21 protein-coding genes are annotated in these 21,376 nt (G+C 42.2%); 7 read left to right on the top strand and 14 right to left on the bottom strand.

Annotated features, from left to right (window positions below; all coding sequences use genetic code 11):
* The first annotated feature begins 176 nt into the window (after positions 1-176).
* Complete coding sequence (locus ACZYRN_RS13480) at positions 177-1,217, top strand: potassium channel family protein (protein ID WP_488912119.1); 1,041 nt, start codon at positions 177-179, stop codon at positions 1,215-1,217.
* Here ACZYRN_RS13480 and ACZYRN_RS13485 read toward each other — a convergent pair.
* The 5 genes from ACZYRN_RS13485 to ACZYRN_RS13505 all read right to left on the bottom strand — a co-directional run bounded on the left by ACZYRN_RS13485 (position 1,190) and on the right by ACZYRN_RS13505 (position 5,890).
* On the bottom strand, positions 1,190-1,987 hold the full coding sequence (locus ACZYRN_RS13485; RefSeq protein WP_488912120.1) for a DUF2705 family protein: 798 nt from the start codon (positions 1,985-1,987) through the stop codon (positions 1,190-1,192). The genes ACZYRN_RS13480 and ACZYRN_RS13485 overlap by 28 nt on opposite strands.
* Complete coding sequence (locus ACZYRN_RS13490; RefSeq protein ID WP_488912122.1) at positions 1,984-2,874, bottom strand: ABC transporter ATP-binding protein; 891 nt, start codon at positions 2,872-2,874, stop codon at positions 1,984-1,986. The genes ACZYRN_RS13485 and ACZYRN_RS13490 overlap by 4 nt, the downstream gene beginning before the upstream one ends.
* A 223-nt stretch (positions 2,875-3,097) precedes the next feature.
* On the bottom strand, positions 3,098-4,549 hold the full coding sequence (locus ACZYRN_RS13495) for a nicotinate phosphoribosyltransferase (RefSeq protein ID WP_488912123.1): 1,452 nt from the start codon (positions 4,547-4,549) through the stop codon (positions 3,098-3,100).
* Positions 4,550-5,104, bottom strand: coding sequence for a cysteine hydrolase family protein (locus tag ACZYRN_RS13500; RefSeq protein ID WP_488912124.1), 555 nt, complete (start codon positions 5,102-5,104; stop codon positions 4,550-4,552).
* Positions 5,105-5,125: 21 nt separating this feature from the next.
* Complete coding sequence (locus tag ACZYRN_RS13505; RefSeq protein ID WP_488912126.1) at positions 5,126-5,890, bottom strand: NUDIX domain-containing protein; 765 nt, start codon at positions 5,888-5,890, stop codon at positions 5,126-5,128.
* Positions 5,891-6,345: 455 nt separating this feature from the next.
* Between ACZYRN_RS13505 and ACZYRN_RS13510 the strand changes: the two genes are divergently transcribed.
* Positions 6,346-7,296 (top strand): LacI family DNA-binding transcriptional regulator, encoded by a 951-nt coding sequence (locus ACZYRN_RS13510; protein WP_488912128.1) that lies wholly within the window; start codon positions 6,346-6,348, stop codon positions 7,294-7,296.
* A 123-nt stretch (positions 7,297-7,419) separates the two neighbouring features.
* On the opposite strand, the gene ACZYRN_RS13515 is transcribed toward ACZYRN_RS13510, so the two are convergent.
* From ACZYRN_RS13515 to crcB, 3 genes are all read right to left on the bottom strand, one after another.
* Positions 7,420-8,244, bottom strand: coding sequence for an aldo/keto reductase (locus ACZYRN_RS13515; RefSeq protein ID WP_488912129.1), 825 nt, complete (start codon positions 8,242-8,244; stop codon positions 7,420-7,422).
* Between the two features lie 77 nt (positions 8,245-8,321).
* On the bottom strand, positions 8,322-8,633 hold the full coding sequence (locus tag ACZYRN_RS13520) for a fluoride efflux transporter FluC (RefSeq protein ID WP_488912130.1): 312 nt from the start codon (positions 8,631-8,633) through the stop codon (positions 8,322-8,324).
* On the bottom strand, positions 8,630-8,998 hold the full coding sequence (gene crcB, locus ACZYRN_RS13525) for a fluoride efflux transporter CrcB (protein WP_488912131.1): 369 nt from the start codon (positions 8,996-8,998) through the stop codon (positions 8,630-8,632). Before crcB ends, ACZYRN_RS13520 begins: the two co-directional genes overlap by 4 nt.
* Before the next feature lie 118 nt (positions 8,999-9,116).
* Between crcB and ACZYRN_RS13530 the strand changes: the two genes are divergently transcribed.
* On the top strand, positions 9,117-9,995 hold the full coding sequence (locus ACZYRN_RS13530) for a DMT family transporter (protein ID WP_488912132.1): 879 nt from the start codon (positions 9,117-9,119) through the stop codon (positions 9,993-9,995).
* 15 nt (positions 9,996-10,010) lie between these two features.
* On the opposite strand, the gene ACZYRN_RS13535 is transcribed toward ACZYRN_RS13530, so the two are convergent.
* A complete protein-coding gene (locus tag ACZYRN_RS13535; RefSeq protein WP_488912133.1) occupies positions 10,011-10,751 on the bottom strand; it encodes a YwaF family protein in 741 nt (246 codons plus the stop codon).
* Positions 10,752-11,139: 388 nt separating this feature from the next.
* Here ACZYRN_RS13535 and ACZYRN_RS13540 point away from each other — a divergent pair, with 388 nt between their 5' ends.
* From ACZYRN_RS13540 to ACZYRN_RS13555, 4 genes are all read left to right on the top strand, one after another.
* Positions 11,140-12,417 carry an ammonium transporter gene (locus ACZYRN_RS13540; protein ID WP_488912134.1) on the top strand — a complete coding sequence of 426 codons (1,278 nt, stop codon included), beginning with the start codon at positions 11,140-11,142 and terminating at the stop codon, positions 12,415-12,417.
* Between the two features lie 63 nt (positions 12,418-12,480).
* Positions 12,481-13,461: a DUF294 nucleotidyltransferase-like domain-containing protein gene (locus ACZYRN_RS13545; protein ID WP_488912135.1), complete on the top strand. Its 981-nt coding sequence runs from the start codon at positions 12,481-12,483 to the stop codon at positions 13,459-13,461.
* A 6-nt stretch (positions 13,462-13,467) separates the two neighbouring features.
* Complete coding sequence (locus ACZYRN_RS13550) at positions 13,468-14,169, top strand: exonuclease domain-containing protein (RefSeq protein WP_488912136.1); 702 nt, start codon at positions 13,468-13,470, stop codon at positions 14,167-14,169.
* 88 nt (positions 14,170-14,257) lie between these two features.
* Positions 14,258-16,156: a DUF2207 domain-containing protein gene (locus tag ACZYRN_RS13555; RefSeq protein ID WP_488912137.1), complete on the top strand. Its 1,899-nt coding sequence runs from the start codon at positions 14,258-14,260 to the stop codon at positions 16,154-16,156.
* A 98-nt stretch (positions 16,157-16,254) separates the two neighbouring features.
* Here the strand turns inward: ACZYRN_RS13555 and ACZYRN_RS13560 are convergent, their stop codons facing one another.
* From ACZYRN_RS13560 to ACZYRN_RS13580, 5 genes are all read right to left on the bottom strand, one after another.
* Complete coding sequence (locus tag ACZYRN_RS13560) at positions 16,255-17,469, bottom strand: multidrug effflux MFS transporter (protein WP_488912139.1); 1,215 nt, start codon at positions 17,467-17,469, stop codon at positions 16,255-16,257.
* A gap of 134 nt (positions 17,470-17,603) precedes the next feature.
* The gene (locus ACZYRN_RS13565) at positions 17,604-18,116 is read right to left on the bottom strand and encodes an isoprenylcysteine carboxyl methyltransferase family protein (protein WP_488912300.1); all 513 of its coding nucleotides are present in this window, start codon (positions 18,114-18,116) and stop codon (positions 17,604-17,606) included.
* Between the two features lie 17 nt (positions 18,117-18,133).
* Positions 18,134-19,222, bottom strand: coding sequence for a type III polyketide synthase (locus tag ACZYRN_RS13570; RefSeq protein WP_488912141.1), 1,089 nt, complete (start codon positions 19,220-19,222; stop codon positions 18,134-18,136).
* Positions 19,223-19,442: 220 nt separating this feature from the next.
* A complete protein-coding gene (locus ACZYRN_RS13575; protein ID WP_488912143.1) occupies positions 19,443-20,777 on the bottom strand; it encodes an RNA-guided endonuclease InsQ/TnpB family protein in 1,335 nt (444 codons plus the stop codon).
* Between the two features lie 328 nt (positions 20,778-21,105).
* On the bottom strand, positions 21,106-21,264 hold the full coding sequence (locus ACZYRN_RS13580) for a hypothetical protein (protein WP_488912144.1): 159 nt from the start codon (positions 21,262-21,264) through the stop codon (positions 21,106-21,108).
* Between the last annotated feature and the right edge of the window lie 112 nt (positions 21,265-21,376).

A 21,376-nucleotide genomic window follows, 5' to 3' on the forward strand; every position in this document is an offset into this window, starting at 1 on the left:
AAATACATAATATTCAGACAAAAGTAAACTAATTCGCACGACAGGAATAAAGGATATTCGCTATTCTTTGCAGAAATCAAGCTAATAAATTAGATTGAATTGATGAAGTTTGTCTAACAAAAGATTGAATATTGCGAAAAATTGTTTCATATGAAACATTTGGAGGTGAAGACTTTATGATTTTCTTCCGCAAAGTATTTTTCAAAGCCATTCATATGAGCAGCTGGACCTTATTTTTTGCTACATTTACGCTCATTTTGTTCAGTAGTTTTTTCATGTATTATATCGAACCGGAAACATTTAGCTCACCATTTGAAGGGTTATGGTGGACAATGACAACAGTCGTAACAGTTGGCTATGGAGATGTCTCGCCTGCTACACTCTCTGGCAAACTCTTTGCGATGTTTTTATACGTTATTGGCATTGGCTTGATGACAGTGTTGATTGGAAAAATTATTGACACATTAAGTGTCCGAAAACGGATGAAGGAGGAAGGACGATTGCACATTACACGTGAAAATCATATTTTACTTATTAACTGGACGAACCGGGCGAAAATTGCGTTAAACGAATTGCTTGAATCCTTCCCTGATGTTCAGGCTGTCATTATTGATGAAACGACTGAAAAAATTCCTTTTCTACATGAACGTGTTGATTTCGTGAAAGGCCCACCGGCAGCGGAGCCAACATTTATACAGGCCAATTTATTAAAAGCAAAATCGGTGATGATTTTTTCTCCAGATGACGCACCTAACTCATCAACTGCCGATGGGTTAACACTGCTCATTGCTTCAAGTGTGGAAGCAACAGCGAAAAAACACGGTCAAAACATATATACGATCTGCGAGGTAGCTGACTCTAAACATATTAGCGCCTTTACTCATGCCAATGTTGAAGAATTTATTACACCGAATGATACAGCAGCCCATCTCGCTGCACGCTCCATACTATTTAATGGTTCGAGCGAAATTATTCGTCAGCTGACAAGCAACGACGGACATGATTTGTATCATATTCCGAAACAGCCAGATTGGACGACATACCGTGATGCAAAAAAGGCACTCGCTGAAAAAGGCATTCTTCTCGTTGCGAATCACCAAGACTTATCTTTGATGTCTAAGCTCGATGAATCTATTCCAAACGACGCGCGATTGTTTATCATTTGTGATGACGAAGCCTATAACCGTCTTCAAACCGATAAATCTTTTCGTTTATAAATGACATAGGCAATCAAGACGCATATAACGATAATGCAAACCATAAGACTAGCATACAGCGGCTGTATAGCCGCGTGCTCGATAATGTAAGCCGAATCCACGTATTCAAATGGTGTCACATATTTCAGCAGCTCGAACTTTTCTGCAATACTCTGTATGATATCGAAAAAGTATGAGAGAAGCACAATCGACAGTGAAATTGATGTGACTGCTCGGCTTTTTCGCATGATTGCTGAGAGGGCAAACGCAAGTGCCGCAAACGTCAAATGAAGCAAAAATGGTGCAAACGAGATCATAAAAAAGATCTTCATATCTATTGTTTCGTCTCCCGCATAGCGGAACCCGGCATAATTGATTACAGACAAGACAGCATTGAACAAAAGTAAATTTGTGAAAACAGCGAGTGCTTTTTCCGCTACAACCTGTCCTCTGCTAACCGGTTTTGAAAGCAAAAACTCAACTGTTTTCTCGCTCTCTTCTTTTACGATCATGCTCCCCGCCATCATCGTTGCGTAAATGCTGCCGAACAACGTGACAAATAGATATCCTTCAATCGCATAAAATCCAAGTGGTGTATCAAAGCCAAGCGATTCTATATTAAATGCTTTTAACATCGCTTCCGGGTATAGTTTCATCAAATCGTCCAGCTGTTCTTTATTGGCCGCAAACTGCGGATACACACTCATCATTAAAAATGACATGCCACCGAGTGCAATGATCCAGATCCATAATGCTTTCTGTGCTTGCCTTACTTCACGCTTGTAAATCACGATTCCACACCGCCTTTCTCATAATAATGAATAAACACTTCTTCAAGCGAAGGTTCTTCAATGAGAATGTCATCAAATGGCACCGTTTTTAATTGATCGAGCAGAACCCGGCTTGATCCACTGTATAAAAAACGAATGCCATTCGGGGTGCGTTCTTTCTGCAGCATTCCTTCGATGTTCACATTTGCTTTGTTTGCATCACGAAAATGCAGAGAGACATTTTTAAATTGATTTTTACGTATGTCTTCCATATTTTCAACTTTAATGAGGCGCCCTTCTTTTATAATGGCGACACGGTCACATAGTTTCTGCACTTCGCTTAAATAGTGAGAAGAAAAGAATATCGTCGCCCCCTTGTCTTTTGCTTCCCGAAGCAAATCAAAAAAAACATTTTGCATAAGTGGATCAAGACCCGATGTTGGTTCATCTAAAATAAGCACCCTCGGCTCGTGCAGCATCGCTTGAATAATGCCAACTTTTTTTCGATTGCCGAATGACAAATCTTCAATTTTCCGACTTGTGTCAAGCTCCAGCCGATCAGCCAAATACGATGCGTTCCTGGCATAGTCTTTTTTATAAAATCCACTGCAATACACAAATAACTCTTTCACTTTCATGTCTTCATAATAATGCACTTCAGATGGCAAGTAACCGGTGAACTTCCGTATTTTCCGTGAGTCTTTTACCACATCACGTCCCATAATGACCGCATTTCCTTTTGTCGGGTAAATGAAATTAAGCAGCATCCGGATCGCTGTACTCTTACCTGCACCATTCGGTCCGATAAAACCGAAAATCTCCCCTTCCTCCACTGAAAATGTGACATCTTCAATTCCGCGGTTTTTCCCATAATATTTTGTCAGCCCATTCAGCTCAATAATCGCCATATGTATCCTCCATTCTTTTATCCTATAGCCTATATTCGACAAAATGCCTAAATACCCTGTCATTCTGTCTAATCTCTAAGCTGTGTCTATTGGCACAGATGATTTGATTTATTATCAGGCTTGATGATTATCTAGTAACATCCTAAAAGAGTACAAAAAAGCTCTCTTCTCAAAAATAGAAGAAGCTGTCTGAAGTCAGTAATTAACTTCAGACAGCTTCTTCCTATCTTTCGGACTGCGGCAGCATTTCTTCAATTTTGCGCATTTTATGATCCCAGCATGCTGGACTTAAATCAACCGGATACTGCTCTGGATTAACCGGACGCTTGTATTCATCCCAAAAAACTTCCAGACCCTTTTTAACGTGCTGACGAATATCTTCAAGCGAAGGCAGCTCATATACTCGTTTTCCGTTTAGAAAAATATCTTCATGTAAATTGCGCGCCGTAAAATTCGTTACAAATTTGCTAATATACGTGTGAAGCGGATGAAACATTTTCAACTTTTCTTCCTTTTGCGGATCTTCGTTTTCTAACGCAATATAATCGCCTTCCGCCCGGCCGCTCGCATTATTAATGATACGGTAGACATTCTTTTTGCCTGGTGTCGTCACTTTTTCTGGATTACCGGAAATTTTAATCGTATCGACCATTTCACCTTGCTCATTTTCAATTGAAACAAGTTTAAATACAGCTCCAAGCGCTGGCTGATCAAATGCAGTAATGAGCTTCGTCCCAATTCCCCAACCGTCAATTTTTGCTCCTTGGGCGTTTAAACTCATAATCGTTTCTTCATCAAGATCGTTGGAGGCCATAATTTGCGCATCTGGAAATCCCGCTTCATCTAACATTTTCCGCGCTTTTTTTGATAAATAGGCAAGATCGCCGCTGTCAAGTCGGATACCTTTAAAATTAATTTTTTGACCAAATTCTTCTGCTACGCGGATGGCATTTGGTACACCAGAGCGCAGTGTATCATACGTATCCACAAGGAACACACAATCGCGGTGTGTTTCCGCATATTTTGTAAAGGCCACATATTCATCCTGATACGCCTGCACCATTGCATGAGCATGTGTTCCCGATACCGGAATTCCAAATAATTTACCCGCACGAACATTACTTGTTCCTGCAAAACCCGTGATATACGCCGCCCGAGCCCCCCAAACCGCAGCTTCTGTTTCATGTGCTCTCCTTGTCCCGAATTCACTTGCGATTCCGTTCCCGATTACTTGCATCATCCGAGATGCTTTTGTCGCAATAAGCGTTTGATAATTAATAACATTCAAAAGAAGCGTTTCAAGCAACTGTGCCTGCGCAAGCGGCGCTTCAATGCGCATCATCGGTTCATTGCCGAATACAATTTCTCCTTCCCGCATGGATCGAATCGTACCTGTGAATGTCATATTTTCTAAAAACTCAAGAAAGTCTTCCTGATAACCTGCCGAACGCAAATATTCAATATCACTTTCTGTAAAACCAAATTGCTCAATGAACGATACAACTCGTTCAAGGCCGGCAAACACCCCGTATCCATTACCGAAAGGCAGTTTCCGAAAATAAATATCGAATACGGAATTGCGATTATATGTACCGTCACGCCAGTACGTTTCTGCCATATTAATTTGATATAAATCTGTATGCAGCATAAAACTATCATCAATGTACGTCTTCATTTATTCTTCCCCCTTTTTCGCTCCGAGCGTATTTGTAAAGTGGCCTAGTGCCCATGCGTGACCCGCTTCGTTAAATGAAGCAACGGCCTTTTCATGTATGACAATTTCGTATCCTTTGTTATACGCGTCAACGGCTGTATGCAAGATGCAAATGTCTGTGCAAACTCCAACAAGATGCACTTCCGTAATTCCTCGGGCGCGCAGCTTCATATCAAGATCAGTACCCGCAAAAGCAGAGTAGCGCGTTTTATCCACATAATACACGTTGTCACGGTCTTGATTTTTCTCATACACATCTTTCAGCTTTCCGTACAGACTGCGTCCTGTTGTACCGCGAATATTATGCGGGGGAAATAACGTTGTTTCTGGATGATACGGATCATTTTCCTCATGAACATCTACCGCAAAGACAACGTAATCCCCATTTCCGATAAACTGTTCCGTCAGCCGGACAATTTCACCTTCCAATGCTTGGCCTTTTTCCCCGCATGTCAATTTCCCGTCTGGGGCAACAAAATCATAGGTGTAATCAATATTGAGAAGTGCTCGTTTCATTTGAAACCCATCCCTTCCTTTTTACCCATAAATGGATTCAATCATCTCTATTTCATTAAATGTGTAAAGACGTGACGGCCGGTATGAATGACGTGTCGTTTTTTTCGGCTGTCCCGATTCATCCAATACTAACTCAATAAATGGCAGTTTCGGTGCTCTCGCGAAAAAGACCGGATCAGAAGAAATTTTCGGATCCTTTGTTACTGTCAATAGCACCCGCTGCAATTCAGATAGTGTAAACTCTTTCGGCAAAAAGTTCTTCGCTGCCGTTGTTTGGATCATTTCTGAACGGATCATCGCCAGTGCATCTGTAATAATATCACGATGATCAAACGCTAAATCCAGTTTTAATACGTCTTCGATGCTGAATAATCGGACGTCCGCCGCATCATCAGCGGCACGCCGGCTGGCAAGTGCTGATTCCGGTACAATGGCATAAAATGCATTCGAAATAATCCAGCCGCGCGGATCACGACCCGGTGTATCATAAACACCAAAATGACGAATGTGAAGCCCTTCAACTCCCGTTTCCTCCACTAACTCCCGTGCAGCAGCTTGGATGCCCGTTTCGTCCGGCTGAATAAAGCCGCCTGGAATCGCCCATTTGCCTCCTTCGAAATTCGGACGGCCCTCACTGTCTATTTCGGCACGTTGAATGAGCATCATATGAAGCGTCATATTCGGCGGTGCTTTTTCTTCTTTTTTTTCGGACAGAATCGTGAAAACGGCAATATCTGCTGTATAGCCATCCGGTGTCCGATATTTTGAGGAATCATAATCGTTCATTGGCCCCTCCTACTAATTATTAATTTTATAATTACTAATTATATGCGAAAATATTGTATTTTGCAAGTAATCTTTAAAAATAGTTGCACTCAGCCGATCGGTCATCATTATGATTTTTGTTCCCTTTCAAAAAATTCCTCAAACTGCTGTATCTTAACTTCTTCTCCGCCCGCTGTCAATGCAGCACTGGCTGCCACCACTTCAACTATGCTAAGTACTAACAACATAAAAACCCCCAACATATTTGCCACTCCCTCTTTTGTTTTTTAAACTATAAAGTATGAAACGCATTTCAGAGCAAGTACTTTTTTAAGGATCTGTTATGGAACATCGTTGATTTTGGGCTTATTTTAGCTCTAGCTTGAAGAAATCGCGGTTTCGGATGAAATGTGCCAAAAATCGTTTAATCAGCAATAGGGTTTGTTTAACATCATTTTTTAAAAAGAGGGATGACAATGGGAAATATTCACGATATTGCCCGGATCGCCGGGGTGTCACCTGCTACAGTTTCGCGCGTCTTGAATAACCACCCTTATGTAAGTGAAGAAAAAAGACTGGCAGTACTCAACGCTGCCGAACAGCTTCACTACGAAAAAAATATTAATGCCGTTCATTTATCACGTGGAAAAACGGAGACAATCGGCATCATTTTGCCATTTATAAGCCATCCTTACTTCGGAACCATTTTAAATGGCATAGCATCCGCTGCTGAAAAAAGTGGCTTTAAATTAATGATTGTGCAGACGAATTATGGCATTGCTCAAGAACTTAGTGCACTTAACATGCTGAAATTAAAGCAGGTAGATGGGATTATCATAATATCGCGGGAGTGTCCGATTGAACGAGTAGAAGACTACAGCGCCTATGGAAATATCGTCTTATGCGAAGCTGGTTCCAGTGAACAGATGTCATCTGTTTTTGTGAATCAATATGAAGCGTTCAAAGAAGCTATTTCTTTTTTTATTGAAAGAGGGCATTCAAAAATTGGCTACACCGTCTTCCGAATAAATGGAAAAAGCAGTCAAGCTCGTAAAAAAGCGTATGAAGAAATATTCGGGCATGTGCAAGATAAGTGGATTTTTGATCAAGCGTTGACGATTGAAGATGGCAAACGTGTCGCTGGTGAATGGGCTGCACTCGATGAACGCCCTTCTGCCATGCTGATCACAAATGATTTGGTTGCGGCAGGATTTATACTAGAGTGTAAGCGATTAGGCTTTAATGTGCCGGAAGATGTAGCCGTCATCGGATTTGACAATCATGCTATCGCTGCTCCGCTCGGCATTACGACGATCGAACTTCCCCTGGAACAGCTCGGAACAATCGCTTTTCAGCTGGCCATTTCAGAGGATACTGTTTCACATCGTGAAATAGCACATAAATTAATCGAACGAAACAGTGTGTGAACGCGAGAACGTTTTAATAAGCTTAGTTAGATCACCCAAGTGTTACTAAATTCCAACCGGTGCGAACGATAGCGGCTTTTCAATCATGAAAAAAGCTGCCGAAAAAAATTCCGGCAGCCTTCTTTATTTACCTTTAAATTCAGCTGGCACTGGGCCTGTTCGTTCACTGCGGTCAAGGGCTGTAATTTGATCCATATCCTCTTGCGCCAATTCAAAATCGAAGACATCAATGTTTTCTTCAATGCGGGATGGTGTCACCGATTTTGGAATGACGATGGAGTCGTTTTGCAAATGCCAGCGCAAAATAACTTGTGCGGGTGTTTTGCCATGTTTTTTTGCAATCGACTGCACGGCTTCATTTTCCAAAACAACGCCGCCCCGCATAAGCGGACCCCATGATTCTACATATATATCATTCTCTCGGCAGAATGCTTTCAATTCTTTTTGAACAAGATGCGGATGGCATTCGATCTGATTCAAAACGGGCTTCACTTCGCATTCATTCAATAAACGCTGCAAATGATCAATATTAAAATTACATACGCCGATTGCTTTTACACGCCCGTCTGCATACAGTTTTTCAAGCGCTTTGTACGTATCTACATAGGTATCTTCAGTTGGCATCGGCCAGTGAATCAAATACAAATCAAGATAATCAAGACCAAGCTTCTCCATGCTTTCATCAAAAGCTTTCAGCGTATTCTCATACCCATGATCGCTATTCCATACTTTTGTTGTAATGAATAACTCTTCACGCGGTACACCGCATTCCCGGATCGCTTTGCCCACACCGCGTTCATTTTTATAAAAGGCTGCCGTATCGATTGAACGGTAACCCGCTTCAATCGCTTTTAAAACCGCCGGCGTCGCTTCCTCATCTTCCACCTTGTATACGCCGTATCCAAGCTGCGGCATTTTCACTCCGTTATTTAACGTAACCATTTGCATTTCCCTGCATCCTTTCTATCGTTTACTTTACTTAGAAAGTATAGCACAGCATACGTTTCTCTTTCCTTAATGACAGCTTACAGACTGACCCAGGAACCGAAGAATCCAGCGGCGCATGTTAGGATAATATAAAAAACTGCTTTTTTCATTTCCATTTTACTTGCTTCCAACATCCACGTTGAAAACGTCGTAAACGCACCGAGAAAGCCTGTTCCACATAGAAGCAGCCTGTTCCCTTCTATCCCTTGTCCAATTAGCTGACCGAGCAAAAAGGCACCACCGACATTCACAAACAGCGTTCCATACGGAAATGATTCTTTATTTAAACGATGTCCAACCCAAAAACGCGCGATTGCCCCGAAAAAACCGCCTATCGCAACGAAAATCATACAAGGCGCCCCTTTCTGTCACCAAGCCGCACAAAAACGAGCCCGCCTATAATACTCAAACAAAGATACAGCCCTCCTTCAACTAGTTTACCGGATTCAAACAACTCAATCGTTTCGACACTAAATGCAGAAAACGTTGTAAAAGAACCAATCACACCGGTGGTGACCGCTTTTTGCACATCCGGTGACACCACATTGCTTAATTTGAACGCGAGAAATGACAATGAAAAACAGCCTATGTAATTAGCTAAAAGCGTCGCAACCGGGAATGAGCCGCTCCACCATAAAGCAGTGAATATGCTGACGCTATACCGCAAAACTGCTCCAATCATGCCGCCGATTCCGACGAGTATGTATATGTTCAAATGAAAGCCTTCTTTCCGTCAATAAGTCTCTTTTATCATTATTTTTAGTAGCAATTTTGTCAAGAAGCACTCATAATTGATTAGGTTGTTTTAGCATGAAAAGAAAGAAGGGAAACACATGCAGCGTTCCATCATACTACCACTTACAATTGCGATTATTGCGATATCGTTTTCAGCAATATTCGTCAAATGGTCAGACGCACCCGCTTCTGTTTTGAGTATGTACCGCATGTGTCTGGCGAGTTTGTTTTTAGTACCAATCGTCTGGACAAAGCGTGCGGACTTTCGAAAAATCACAAAAAAAGACTGGCTTTTATTATGTTTCTCCGGCCTCTTTCTCGCTTTACATTTTGTTCTTTGGTTCGGTTCTCTGAAGCTGACAACGGTCGCAAGTTCGACTATCATTTTGACCCTGCAGCCGATTATATCTCTTATCGGAGGCTTTTTTCTGTTTAAGGAACGCACAACAGCTGCTGCCTTCATAACGATGGGCATCGCCATCATCGGTGCTGTTATGATCGGATGGGGCGATTTCGGCTTAAGCAGTGAAGCGATTTTAGGAGATATTTTATCCTTTTTAAGTGTCATTGCGGTTGTTGGCTACTTATTAATCGGCCAAAGCATCGTCCGAAAAATATCGCACTGGATTTATAGTTTTTGCGTATTTGCCTTTGCATCGATTTTCTTAATTGTGTATAACCTTGGGACAGATGTTGCTTTTGGCGGCTACGACACGCAGGAATGGGGCATTTTTCTATTGCTCGCTATCGTCCCGACAGTGGCTCATGTCATTAATAACTGGCTCTTAAATTACGTTAATGCGACAACCATTTCGATGAGCATACTTGGGGAACCCGTAGGTGCAACACTGCTGGCTGTTCTCTTGCTTGGCGAACATCTCATTGGCTGGCAAATCGCTGGCGGTTTTCTCGTCCTGCTCGGCGTCTTTTGTTTTTTAATGCAGCAAAAGCAAAGAACATACAAAAAAGCGGGGTAAATATACCCCGCTTTTTCAAGCACGGCGGCGGAACGGTTTCTCCACCGGCAAATTTCTTTCTCTTTTCCGTAACAACAGCCAGATCATGATACTTAAACTGAACGCGAGCAGCTCTAATGAGACGATATACCACGGATAGGGGCCGAGCAGATCAAGCAGGCTTGCGCTTTCAGGTTTATGGCTTAAGTACAAATAATTGCCGCCTGTGAGCCAGTTCACGATCATCACAAACGGCATCAATATATTTAAAAACAGCATCGTTTTACCAACGGAATAAATGGACGGTCTGTATCCCTTTACCCACGTAAAATAAAGCGGAATACAGAAAATAAGCAGGTGCGTTATAAAGAAATGAAAAAAGCGAAAATGCGGAAAATCAAAATGTAAATACGGCGTAAAAAGCGCCTGCGATGCACCAAGCAATCCTGTAAACAGCAAAATTTCATACACTAGTTTCTTTTCACTAATTAACAAAATAACAGCTAGGAACAAGCTAATGCTGCACAGTTCCAGTGGGATGGCATGGCTGAGCTGCCAGTTGCCATTCACGACCATCCAGACGTGATACACCGTTTCAAGCAATAACAAGAAAACAGCTGTTCCTATTTCAGCTTTTTTCCATTGTGATGACTTCAGCTGTTCTTTAAAAATATATAGACAACCGACAAGCATCATTAAAATGGCCAGTACAGTAAAATGACTTGCTGAAAACATATTGAAGTCATACTCCCCATAGCTTTCCCCAAACCAGCTCATTCCTGAAACCCCTTTCTGCCGGCTCATACTAAAATAGGCGGCCAGTATCGTTCCTTTTCTATTTTCACAATAATGAACAAAGTACACGTTCGTCGATTTCCAATTTAATTCCAAGTGTACCATATAAGAATAGGACTGGAAGCGTTTTTTTATCTCCTCTATACTTACGTTTTCATTTGACAAATCATACAATAAACTTTTCAGAAAATCTGTCTTTATTTAAAACACTTTTAACAGTTCTGTTTTTTATGTTAGGTTTCATAACATTAAATTAAAAAATATTCAGAAAATGATTGACTAATCTTTACTTACCACATATCATAAATATATGTTATAAAACATAACATTATAAAGTTATTATAAATAACAATCAAAGGAGTTGTTGAAGATGGATGATATGTTGTATTTAATGAATAGTATGTGGGTTATGTTAAGTGCCATTTTAGTTGTTTTTATGGCTGCCGGGTTTATTATGCTGGAGGCAGGGTCAACACGCATGAAAAATGCCGGACACATCGCCGGCAAAACTGTTTTTACATTTGGGCTTGCCTGCCTCGTTTTCTGGGCTGTCGGATTTGCTTTCATCTTCGGGGATAACGCCAACTTTTTCATCGGATTATCGAACTTCTTTTATTCCGGTTATGAACTTGAAAATATGAATTTATCATCCTCCGTCTTCTTCCTATTCCAGATGGCATTTGCAGGAATCGCAGTCACTATTGCACTTGGCGGTTTTGCGGAACGTGCAAAGCTCTCTGTATACGTCCTCTTCACCATTTTATTCTCAGCACTCGTTTATCCAGTTATCGCTCACTGGATCTGGGGCGGCGGTTGGTTGGCTGAGCATGGTAAACAAGATTTTGCCGGCTCGACTGTCGTTCATTTAACAGGGGCGATGGCCGCACTTGCTGCAACCATTTTGCTTAAACCACGTATTGGCCGTTTTAATAAAGATGGTTCTGCTAATGCCATTCATGGTCATAATCAGGTTTTCACATCACTTGGCGTTCTTATTCTTTGGTTTGGCTGGTTCGGTTTTAACGCAGGAAGCACGTTGTCAGTCGATGGTGGTTTCTTCGGATACGTTGCACTGAACACGAATCTTGCTGCTGGTGCCGCTGCTGTTTCAGCCTTAATTATTTCATGGATTGTTCTAGGCAAGTCTGATATTCCAACGATTTTAAACGGTGCACTAGCTGGACTTGTTGCGATTACCGCCTCTTGTGCATTCGTGGATACGTGGGCAGCGGTTGTCATCGGTTTAATCGCTGGTATACTCGTATTCTACAGTGCACGTTTAATTGAAAAATTGGGCATCGATGATCCAATTTTTGCCCTTTCTGTTCATGGTGTTCCAGGTATTTGGGGTACGTTATCAACTGGTCTCTTCGCCACACCTGAACTTGCAACTGTCGGTCAACCTGGTCTTTTCTACGGCGGCGGTTTCACACAGCTCGGCGTACAGGCAATGGGTGTACTCGTCAGTGGCGCTTTCGCTTTTGCGGCATCATTCATTCTTCTTTTCATCATCAAAAAAGCACTTGGCGGACTTCGCGTTTCAGAAGAGGAGGAAATTATGGGCCTTGATATAAGCGAACACGGCAGCTACGGCTATCCAGAAGTGTTCACTGATCATACAAACCAAGCCATATCTGGAGAAAAATAATATAATTCATGCGCAAAGCGGCCTCGCTTTGCGTATTATTAGTTAAAAAGGATGTGTTTAGGTATGACGATGCGTGCTGAAACATACGCAGACATCCGCCTTGCAAAAGACTCAAGTATGGAGCAATACCTTCATTCAACACAGCGGCTAAATGCATTTCACGATGCGATTATGATGAAGGTGTTTTTAACAGCCTTGCAAACACACAAAGAAACATACGGAGCTCCGCCTTGCCTATTCACATTGTTTTTACTCGGCAGTGCTGGTCGGTGTGAACAAGGAACACTTAGCGATCAAGATCACGGCATCATCTATGAGCTTTATACAGAGGATATAGCTCATTATTTTTTAACTCTCGGCCAAACATTTTCAGATGGCTTATACGAGGCAGGCTATCCGTATTGCGAAGGCAAAGTGATGAGTTCGAACCCGATGTGGTGCCGATCGATTGAAGGATGGGATACACAGATTCATTCGTGGATCAAAGAAGAAACACTTGATACAATGCGCTCGCTTCATATGATATGCGATGCGCGTGCGCTTTACGGAGAGAAAACTTATATTTCTTCATTAAAAAAAGAAATATCGGCATTATTGAAAGGTGATCGGCATTTATCGAAACGTTTTTTCGAAAACATTCAATATATGAAAAAATCGGTTGGGCTATTCGGACAGATTTTCACTGAACAAAATGGCCGACATACAGGTGCACTCAATTTAAAACAGGCAGCCTTTTTTCCGTATGTCAATGCAATCCGTGTGCTAGCCGTCAAAGAGGGCATTGAATCTTCCTCCACATTGATGAGAATAAAAGCATTAAAACAAATTCCCGCACATGCAGGCCGAATGGATGAATATGAAGAGGCATACCGGATGCTATTGGACTTTCGGCTTCGTGCTCTCAAAAAGGCACCCGATTATGATAGCTCTCATTACATTCAGATTGATCTGCTCGGACCGGTGCGAAAAAAAGAACTACGCCACATTTTAAAAACAGCAGAGGCACTTCATCATTACGTACAGCGACTTGTAGAAAAAGGATGATCAATCATGGGCTTTAACGATTTTATGAAAAATTTAGGCGGCAACCGATTTACTGGTTTACAGGGTGGCCGACAGGATATGGCGTTTATGCGACGCTTACAGCGAGATTTGCGAACGAAGCAGACAACATCGATTCCGCTTGATGAATTGCAAGTGATTATCTTTGATTTGGAGACAACTGGCTTTCACCCTGATAAAGGGGATCAGATCTTGTCCATCGGTGCCGTGAAAGTGACCGGTTGCAAAGTAGAAGACGAATATTATACACCTGTTCGTTATGAAAAGATTCTTCCTCCTTCTATTAAAGAGCTGACCGGCCTTGATGAAGACGAATTAAAAAAGGCACCCCAGCCCGCTATTGCGCTCGAACATTTTTTTAAATTTAGCGGAGCATCTCCGCTCGTTGCCCATCATGCAAGCCATGAAAAAGCGTTTATGCAGCACGCAAGCCGAAAATACTTTCGCACCTCTTTTTCTCACCGGCTCATCGATACGTCATTTATGTACCGTATTGCCGAACCAGATAACCGATGCGTTCGGCTAGAAGACTGCTGCACACATAATCAAATTGCTGTTACCGGGCGCCATCATGCCCTCGGTGATGCCCGACTGACGGCCGCTTTATGGGCTGTTTATATTGACAAACTACAAAAACTAGGAATTTATACGCTATCACAAGTGTACGAAAGACTCGCTGCCATTCGATAAGCAGCGGGTCTTTTTCATTATCTTTCCTACTCTATGAATCTTTTCTTTTTAAACAACCGTAACATCTTGTATAAGGAGGCGGCTTCTATTGAAAAAACAACTCGCACTTTTCGTTCTTTTTCTCTTTTTATTTGCACCCTCGGTTCACGCCAGGTCCTATTCTATGGATGAAGTAAACATTCGAGCCTGGATTCAACCGGATGGAGACGTACTGATAAATGAAATTTTCCAATATACATTTAATGGAGAATACGGTCGGGTGAGGCGCTCCATTCATAAAGCGGTTCATGACGGTGTGAAATATTTTGAAGCATATGAATTAATGAATACGAGTGCAAAGCCCGGCTTTGTTAGTCAAAATGATTTGCGCGCTTTGCCTGTAGAACAGGAAGACAACACATTTTACGCATCCCTTCCCGCAGCAAACACAACAAAATCAGTATTTTACATTTATGAACTTAAAAACGCCGTCCACTCGTACGATACATACAGCGATCTCACTATTCCTTTTTTCGGAACAGACGAGAATCACGATGAAACATTGAATAATGTCACGATTGATATCGTCTTTCCTGAACAAATAAAATCCTCTCAATATTATGCCTTTTTTCACGATCGGCTCGGAATGGTAGATGAAAAAGGATCAGAAGTGGTCCGTTTTACAACGCCCGCTTCCGTGCTTTATTCGCTGACCGAAGTTCGTGTTTTGTTTCCTTCATCCGTAATGACCGGACAAACAAAAAGGGCCGAACCGATGACAATCATGGAAGCGGTCGATGCGGAAAATACACTCGCCCAATCCTTTTCTGAAAAGGAAGAGCAAAAAGACACCCTCGAGATACTACTGATGGTATTATCCGTAGCTGTTTTCACGGGATTAATCGGCGTCATATTCGTAAAATTTTACAGAGGACGCGGCGATTCATCGTCGCTGATCTACCATGATCCTCTTTATTTGTATATGATTGATCGAGCCGGGAATACGGATCATTATGCCTTTTTAGCCGGACTTTATTCACTTGTTGAAAAAGGAATCGCATCTGTGCAGGTAAGCCGGACGCACAGCCGTTTTTATAAAGATCCAAATTCCCCGGACAATACGTTGCATTTCACATTGACCGGAGATCGAAGGCGATTGTCTGACTGTGAAAAGAAGCTGGTTATGATTCTTTTTAAAAGACGCAACACCTTCACCGTCCATGATTTAGCCGGTGCAACAAAAAATGAAAAAACGCGAAATACTGCTCTTCACAATTACCAGAAAAAAGTGCAGACATTTAAACAGCGCGAACAAGAATGGGTGAATAATGTCATTGATGAGATGAAAGAAGACGGCGTTATGAGTGATCGGCTGCCGCGGTTTTTAAAAGGATGGATACTGCTGGCTGTATTCGGGTTAATGTTATACACGTATATGATTGATTCATTGGAAATGTCTACGATGACTGTCTATGGAACTATCGGATTTGTACTCATGATCACCATCTGGCGAAAGCCCAAAAAACGCTGGCCCGCACCTGTTTTCTTTACATGTTCAATCCTTGGGGCTGCTATGCTGTACGATGTCGATGCAGCATTGTGGCTCGTATTGTTTACATTGCTCAGTGCCGCCCTGTATTTCTTAACACCACGCTTCTTGTTATCAAGCGAGGCTGCTTTTGTGAAAGCAGACATTAGGAAGTTCCGGAAACAACGGAATATGCCGGACAGCTACATCGAAAAATGGACAGTACGGTCACTGCTTCTGCGGGCAAAAAAACCGGTATCGCATAAAATACTGGATACGGAACTCGCAACTGTTGCGCCGCTTACGTTTTTAATCCTATCAGACGAAGAGCCTGTTCGTTACGTTTCAGAAACATGGAAATGGAGCGTACCGCGGGGCAGCAGTTCTTCTTCCTCGGACAGCGGAGGCGGTTTCTTTGGAGATAGCAGTAGTGGAGGGGACAGTGGAGGTGGAGATGGCGGCGGTGGCGGAGGAGACTGATTCTCCTCCGAACAAGGAGCTATTCCTAAAAGTCAATTGATTATTCCCATTAGAAAAGGGGCTTATAATACAGCCCCTCTTATTGTAAACACTCGATCTCAAGTTCTTCGCCGGCACAGTAAAAAGTATGATGCAACAGCTGCCAGATGACACGATACCATAATCATTCCCATTGGAAGCGGTGTGCCACTGCCAGCAATTCCAGCAAGCGGCGCAACTGTTGCCCCAAAAATATACGGCATTAAACCGAGCAGCGCAGATGCTGCACCAGCCGTCTTTTCTTTCCCTTGCATCGCAAGAGAAAAGCATGCTGTCGCTACAACGCCGACACTTGCCACAGCGAAAAATAACGGGATGAGTACAGCGATTAAATGAGCGTTAACAAGGAGCATTAAAAACATCATACTGCTTCCGCCAAGCGCCATCGATAAACCAGCCACGAGCAATTTAGATTCGTTCACTTTCCCTGCAAGGCGCCCGGTTACTTGCGACGCGATAATAATTCCGACCCCATTTGCGGCAAAACATAAACTGAACTCTTGTGGTGTCAGTCCAAAATAATCTTGCAGAACAAAAGGTGAACCTGAAATGTACGCGAACATTCCACCCATGACAAACCCTTGAGCCAGACAGTAACCCATAAACACTTTATCAATGAGTAATGTTTTAAATGTCATGAGTGTATTTTTTAATCCGCCCGTCGATTTCCGGTCTTCCCGAAGCGTTTCCGGCATCCCAAAAAAAACAGCCATGACCATCATGATACCTATAACCGCAAGTACACCGAAGATGCCCTGCCAGGAAACAAATTCCAATAGTTGTCCACCAACAACAGGGGCGGCAATCGGCGCAACACCATTAATTAGCATTAAAAGCGCAAAAAACTTTGTCAATTCCGGCCCATCGTACATATCACGTACAACAGCGCGCGCGATCACGATTCCAGCTGCAGCAGATGCACCTTGCACGAATCGCATCGCAATCAAGCCCCAGATTGATGGCACAATCATACATAACATAGAGGCAATTGCAAATACAGCAAGACCTGCTAAAAGCGGCCTCCGTCTGCCCTGTACATCACTGAGCGGTCCCATTACAAGCTGACCCGCTGCAAGGCCAATTAAAAAAGCAGTCAAACTAAGCTGGGTCATCGACGCTGTCGTTTGCAAATCATTCGCTAAAATCGGCAATGACGGCAAATACATATCAATCGACAACGGACCAAATGCTGACAATGAACCGAGCAGCAGTGCCATCCATAACCGTTTCGAACGGCTGTGTACTTGTTGCTTTTCCAAAACAGTCTCTCTCATATTTTCCCCTGCCAATCTATTTCTCTGATTTTCCCATCATACCGCATTTGAAGATAGAAGAAAATGCCTGTTTCCAAAGTGCACCTAGTGCATTATGGAAACAGACATTTTATTTTATTCCTCATATCTCGTCTTCAGTCCGTTTTAAATACTTTATGATAATCAGTTGCTTCAATAAGCGCTTTTTCCTCTACCTTAATCCGGATCGATAATATCATCATGTTTAACACTGAAAAGATAAGAGCTGTGTAGTATGCTTGAAAGAGAAGCGGCAAAACGAGAATTTCAACAGCAACAATGAGATAATTCGGATGCCGGATCCACTGGTAAGGTCCTTTCTTTATAACGTTCGCACCTGGTAAAACAATGATTTTCGTATTCCAAAAACGGCCGAGAGAAGCAAGACTCCATATTCTTCCGGCCTGCGCAAGTAAGAAAAAAGACATCCATACTGGCCACCATTCGCTTATTGATCTTTCCAACAAGATCACTTCAGCTGCTAAACTAATAAAAAAGCCCATATGAAGAGAAACAATTAACGGGTAATGCCCCGCACCCACTTCATAGGCTCCCTGTTCACGCATCCACTTTTCATTTCGTTTTGCAATAATCAGTTCAACGAGCCGTTGCAGACAAACGATAGCCATTACGATTGTAAATAGTGTCACGTTTCTTTCCCCCATTCTAAAAGAACCAGCTCCCCGCAAAACCCTGGGCCAAGTGCCGCCATTAATCCGTAATCCCCTTTTCTTACCTCATCTAGCATAAAGCGTTCGAGCACATATAAAACAGTGGGTGAGGACATATTACCAAACTCCGATAAGACGTCTCGAGCATGTCCTGTTTTCTCTTTTGTTAAATGGAGCGTATCTTCATATGCATCAAGCACTTTTTTGCCACCTGGATGGGCAACAAAATGCTCGATTTTGTCAATAGAAAGATTTTGTTTTTGTAAAAATCCGCCGACAAATCCGCCGAGCCAGCTGCGAATGATCGACGGAATATCACGGGAAAAAATAACATGAAGACCGCTGTCTTTCATATCCCACCCCATTACATTTTCCGAATCCGGCATCAATTTCGATTCCGTGCGCAAAATGGATGGCGTAAGCCGCTTTGTCTTCACATTCGCCCTATCACCGGCGATGAGTGCACAAGCAACACCATCAGCGAACAAGGATGTTCCGATTAGATTGCTTTTGGACCGATCATTTCGTTGAAAAGTTAAACTGCATAATTCGACTGAAAGAACGAGCACTTTCGCTTCCGGAAACGCTAAACAGTATTCATATGCCCGGCTGACACCCGCTGCTCCTCCCGCACAGCCAAGACCCCAGATGGGAATCCGCTTTGTATCGGCTGAAAATGGCAGCCGGTTCATAATTCTTGCTTCAATGCTGGGTGTTGCCATACCGGAGCTGGAGATAAAGAAAATAGCATCTATCTCTTCAAAGGACACTGGTTTTTGTAAAAAACGATCGTCTTTTAAACAGCTCTCTACTGCTTTTGCTCCATAATCTGTCGCTAATTTAATATATAAATCGTTCCTTTCCTTTAGACTATGTTTATGACGAAACCATTCAAGGGGCATAGATAAATGGCGCTTCTTAATTTGGCTGTTTTGAAAGACAGGCAGCAGCCGTTCAATATCTTGAAAATCTTCTCGAAATAATTCGTGCACAAAGTCCATCACCTTTTCTTGCATGAGTTCATACGGTGGATGAAATGTGCTGACTGAGACAATTTTCGGCATAAGAAATCCTCTTTTCGTTTTTTACTAGTTTGCCCTGTTTTTTCCCAATTATTCCATTGCTATATTACTATTTGTCTGACCACTCCCACGGCTGAAGCCACGGGGTTCTTTTTCGCAAACATCCCACTTACATTCTTTCATCGAAAGAGGCAGAGGCGGAACTTGGGCGAACAACTCTTGAGAGAAAAACACTCTTTCAAGAGGGCAAGGTCTGTGCCGACTACGCCATCCGACTGGCGATACGTTTTTCTTTTTTCGGTGGATCGTTTCGGTGTTTCGTTTTTTGTCGCTGTTCTTCTAACAAAAAACGTTTATACCAAACGGGCTGCTTGTAGATAACCGATAATAGAGGTTTGACGGCCATGTGGTGTTGTTTACGGGCAATGTTTTGCGCGCCGTTTACATCACGATGGATTTCTGTTTGGTGAACAGAACAAGTGAAATTTCGTCCTTTGGCATGGTGCCGGCCGCCGCAAAACGGACAGTCTTGTGACGTATAGCTTTCTTCTGTTTCTTCCACTTCGATGCCTTTTAATGCTGCTTTATATATTAATTTTTGTTTGATTTTCCCCTGATTCCATAAAGATAGCTGTTGTCTTCGTCTTTTGTTTGCTTTTTGTTTCTTTTGGCTATGTTTCTTTGTGTTTTTTTCGATGCCAGACACATTCCCAATCACAAAATGAGTGACGTGTTCTTCTTCTAAAAACGCCACAATCTCTTTCGTTGTCTTGTGTTCCAATTGTTCAAGCTGATGTTTACTTTTTTGACGGACGCGAATTCTTGCTTGCCGATATTTTTTCCATTGGTTCGATCCTTTTTTGCAGCGAGACATTTTCTTGTTCAAATCGGCTAATGCCTTGGCACGGAATTGAGTAAGACTGCGCATCGCACGTCCGGACACTAATAAGGCTTTATCTTCCGTTGCCACCGTAACCGCATGAATTTCCCCTAAATCCCCGCCTGCCGCTTTAAAAGCATAGGCAGAAATGTCTTTCTTTGGCACGGAAACCGAATAACAAAACCAATACGCCCCGTTTCTCCACACGATTTCCGCATAATTGCACGTTTCAAGGTTTTCTTCGGATCGATTTGGAATAACAACGGCCTTATTTTTCTTCAGAACCTTTTCCGTCCACTTTTTCTTTTTCTTTTTCGTCAACAAGTCTGAAAGGGCGTGTCCATACTCTGCTTTTTTAATCGTGATCGTGTCTTTGGAAATGTTCATAGACGCTTTTTTTAACGGGATACAATAATAATATTTTTTTCGCCACGGATAGTTGGCTTTTTTATCCGTTTTTCGCAGCTGTCGGATGGTCTCACGGTTCGCTGCGTATTTATCCGCAATCGCTTGAACGGTTTGAGAATGAAGATCGTAGGTTTGTTTTCGGATGGCTTGAATCTCTGTTTTACTCAGCCACTTTTTACACGTGACATAATAAGAAGTCGCTTCCCGAACAATATCATTCCAAACAGAAGCGGCTTCCCGCTGCATGATCCTTAATTCATCGTATACATGTTGATCATAAGGAATTCGAAAGGAATGTGTGACAAACATAGTGGTGCCCCTTCCTCGCTTGATATGCTCATCATAACAGAATATATGTTCTATACACAAGAGATAAGCGTTGAAAAAACAAAAAATTAGAACGATTAATATGTCAAAAGACACACCTCGTTCGACCTCACTCTCATCCCATGTCTAAAGACGATGGGCTTTTCCGTTCGGAAAATCTGTAAAGCGGCAATTCAGGCACGAAAAAATTCGAGAAAAAGCTACTATCTCTCTCTTTATCCACGCTATTCCATTAAATTGATTTCCTCGTCAACTTCTCTCTGTTTATAAGAAATGCACGCTCATCATTTGAAATGCCAGCCAGTCGATATTAAACGTGTTTAAATATCTGCAACAATCGTGTGTCGCCAGATATTTCATCCGTCTGCCGGTCAATCTCTTTAAATGTATACATAGAAAAAATACGAGTCGATGCCATCGCTGCGATTAGGACAGCTACCAAGATGATTAACTTTGACTTAATTTTCATTGTTTCCCCCATAATTACTATTTTTGACCTCTTTATAGTAATTATGGTTTCCCATTAAAGTCAATCATTTATTTAATACAAAGAAACACCTTCAAAAGAATTATTTTGAAGA

Source organism: Domibacillus sp. F004, from assembly GCF_057814295.1.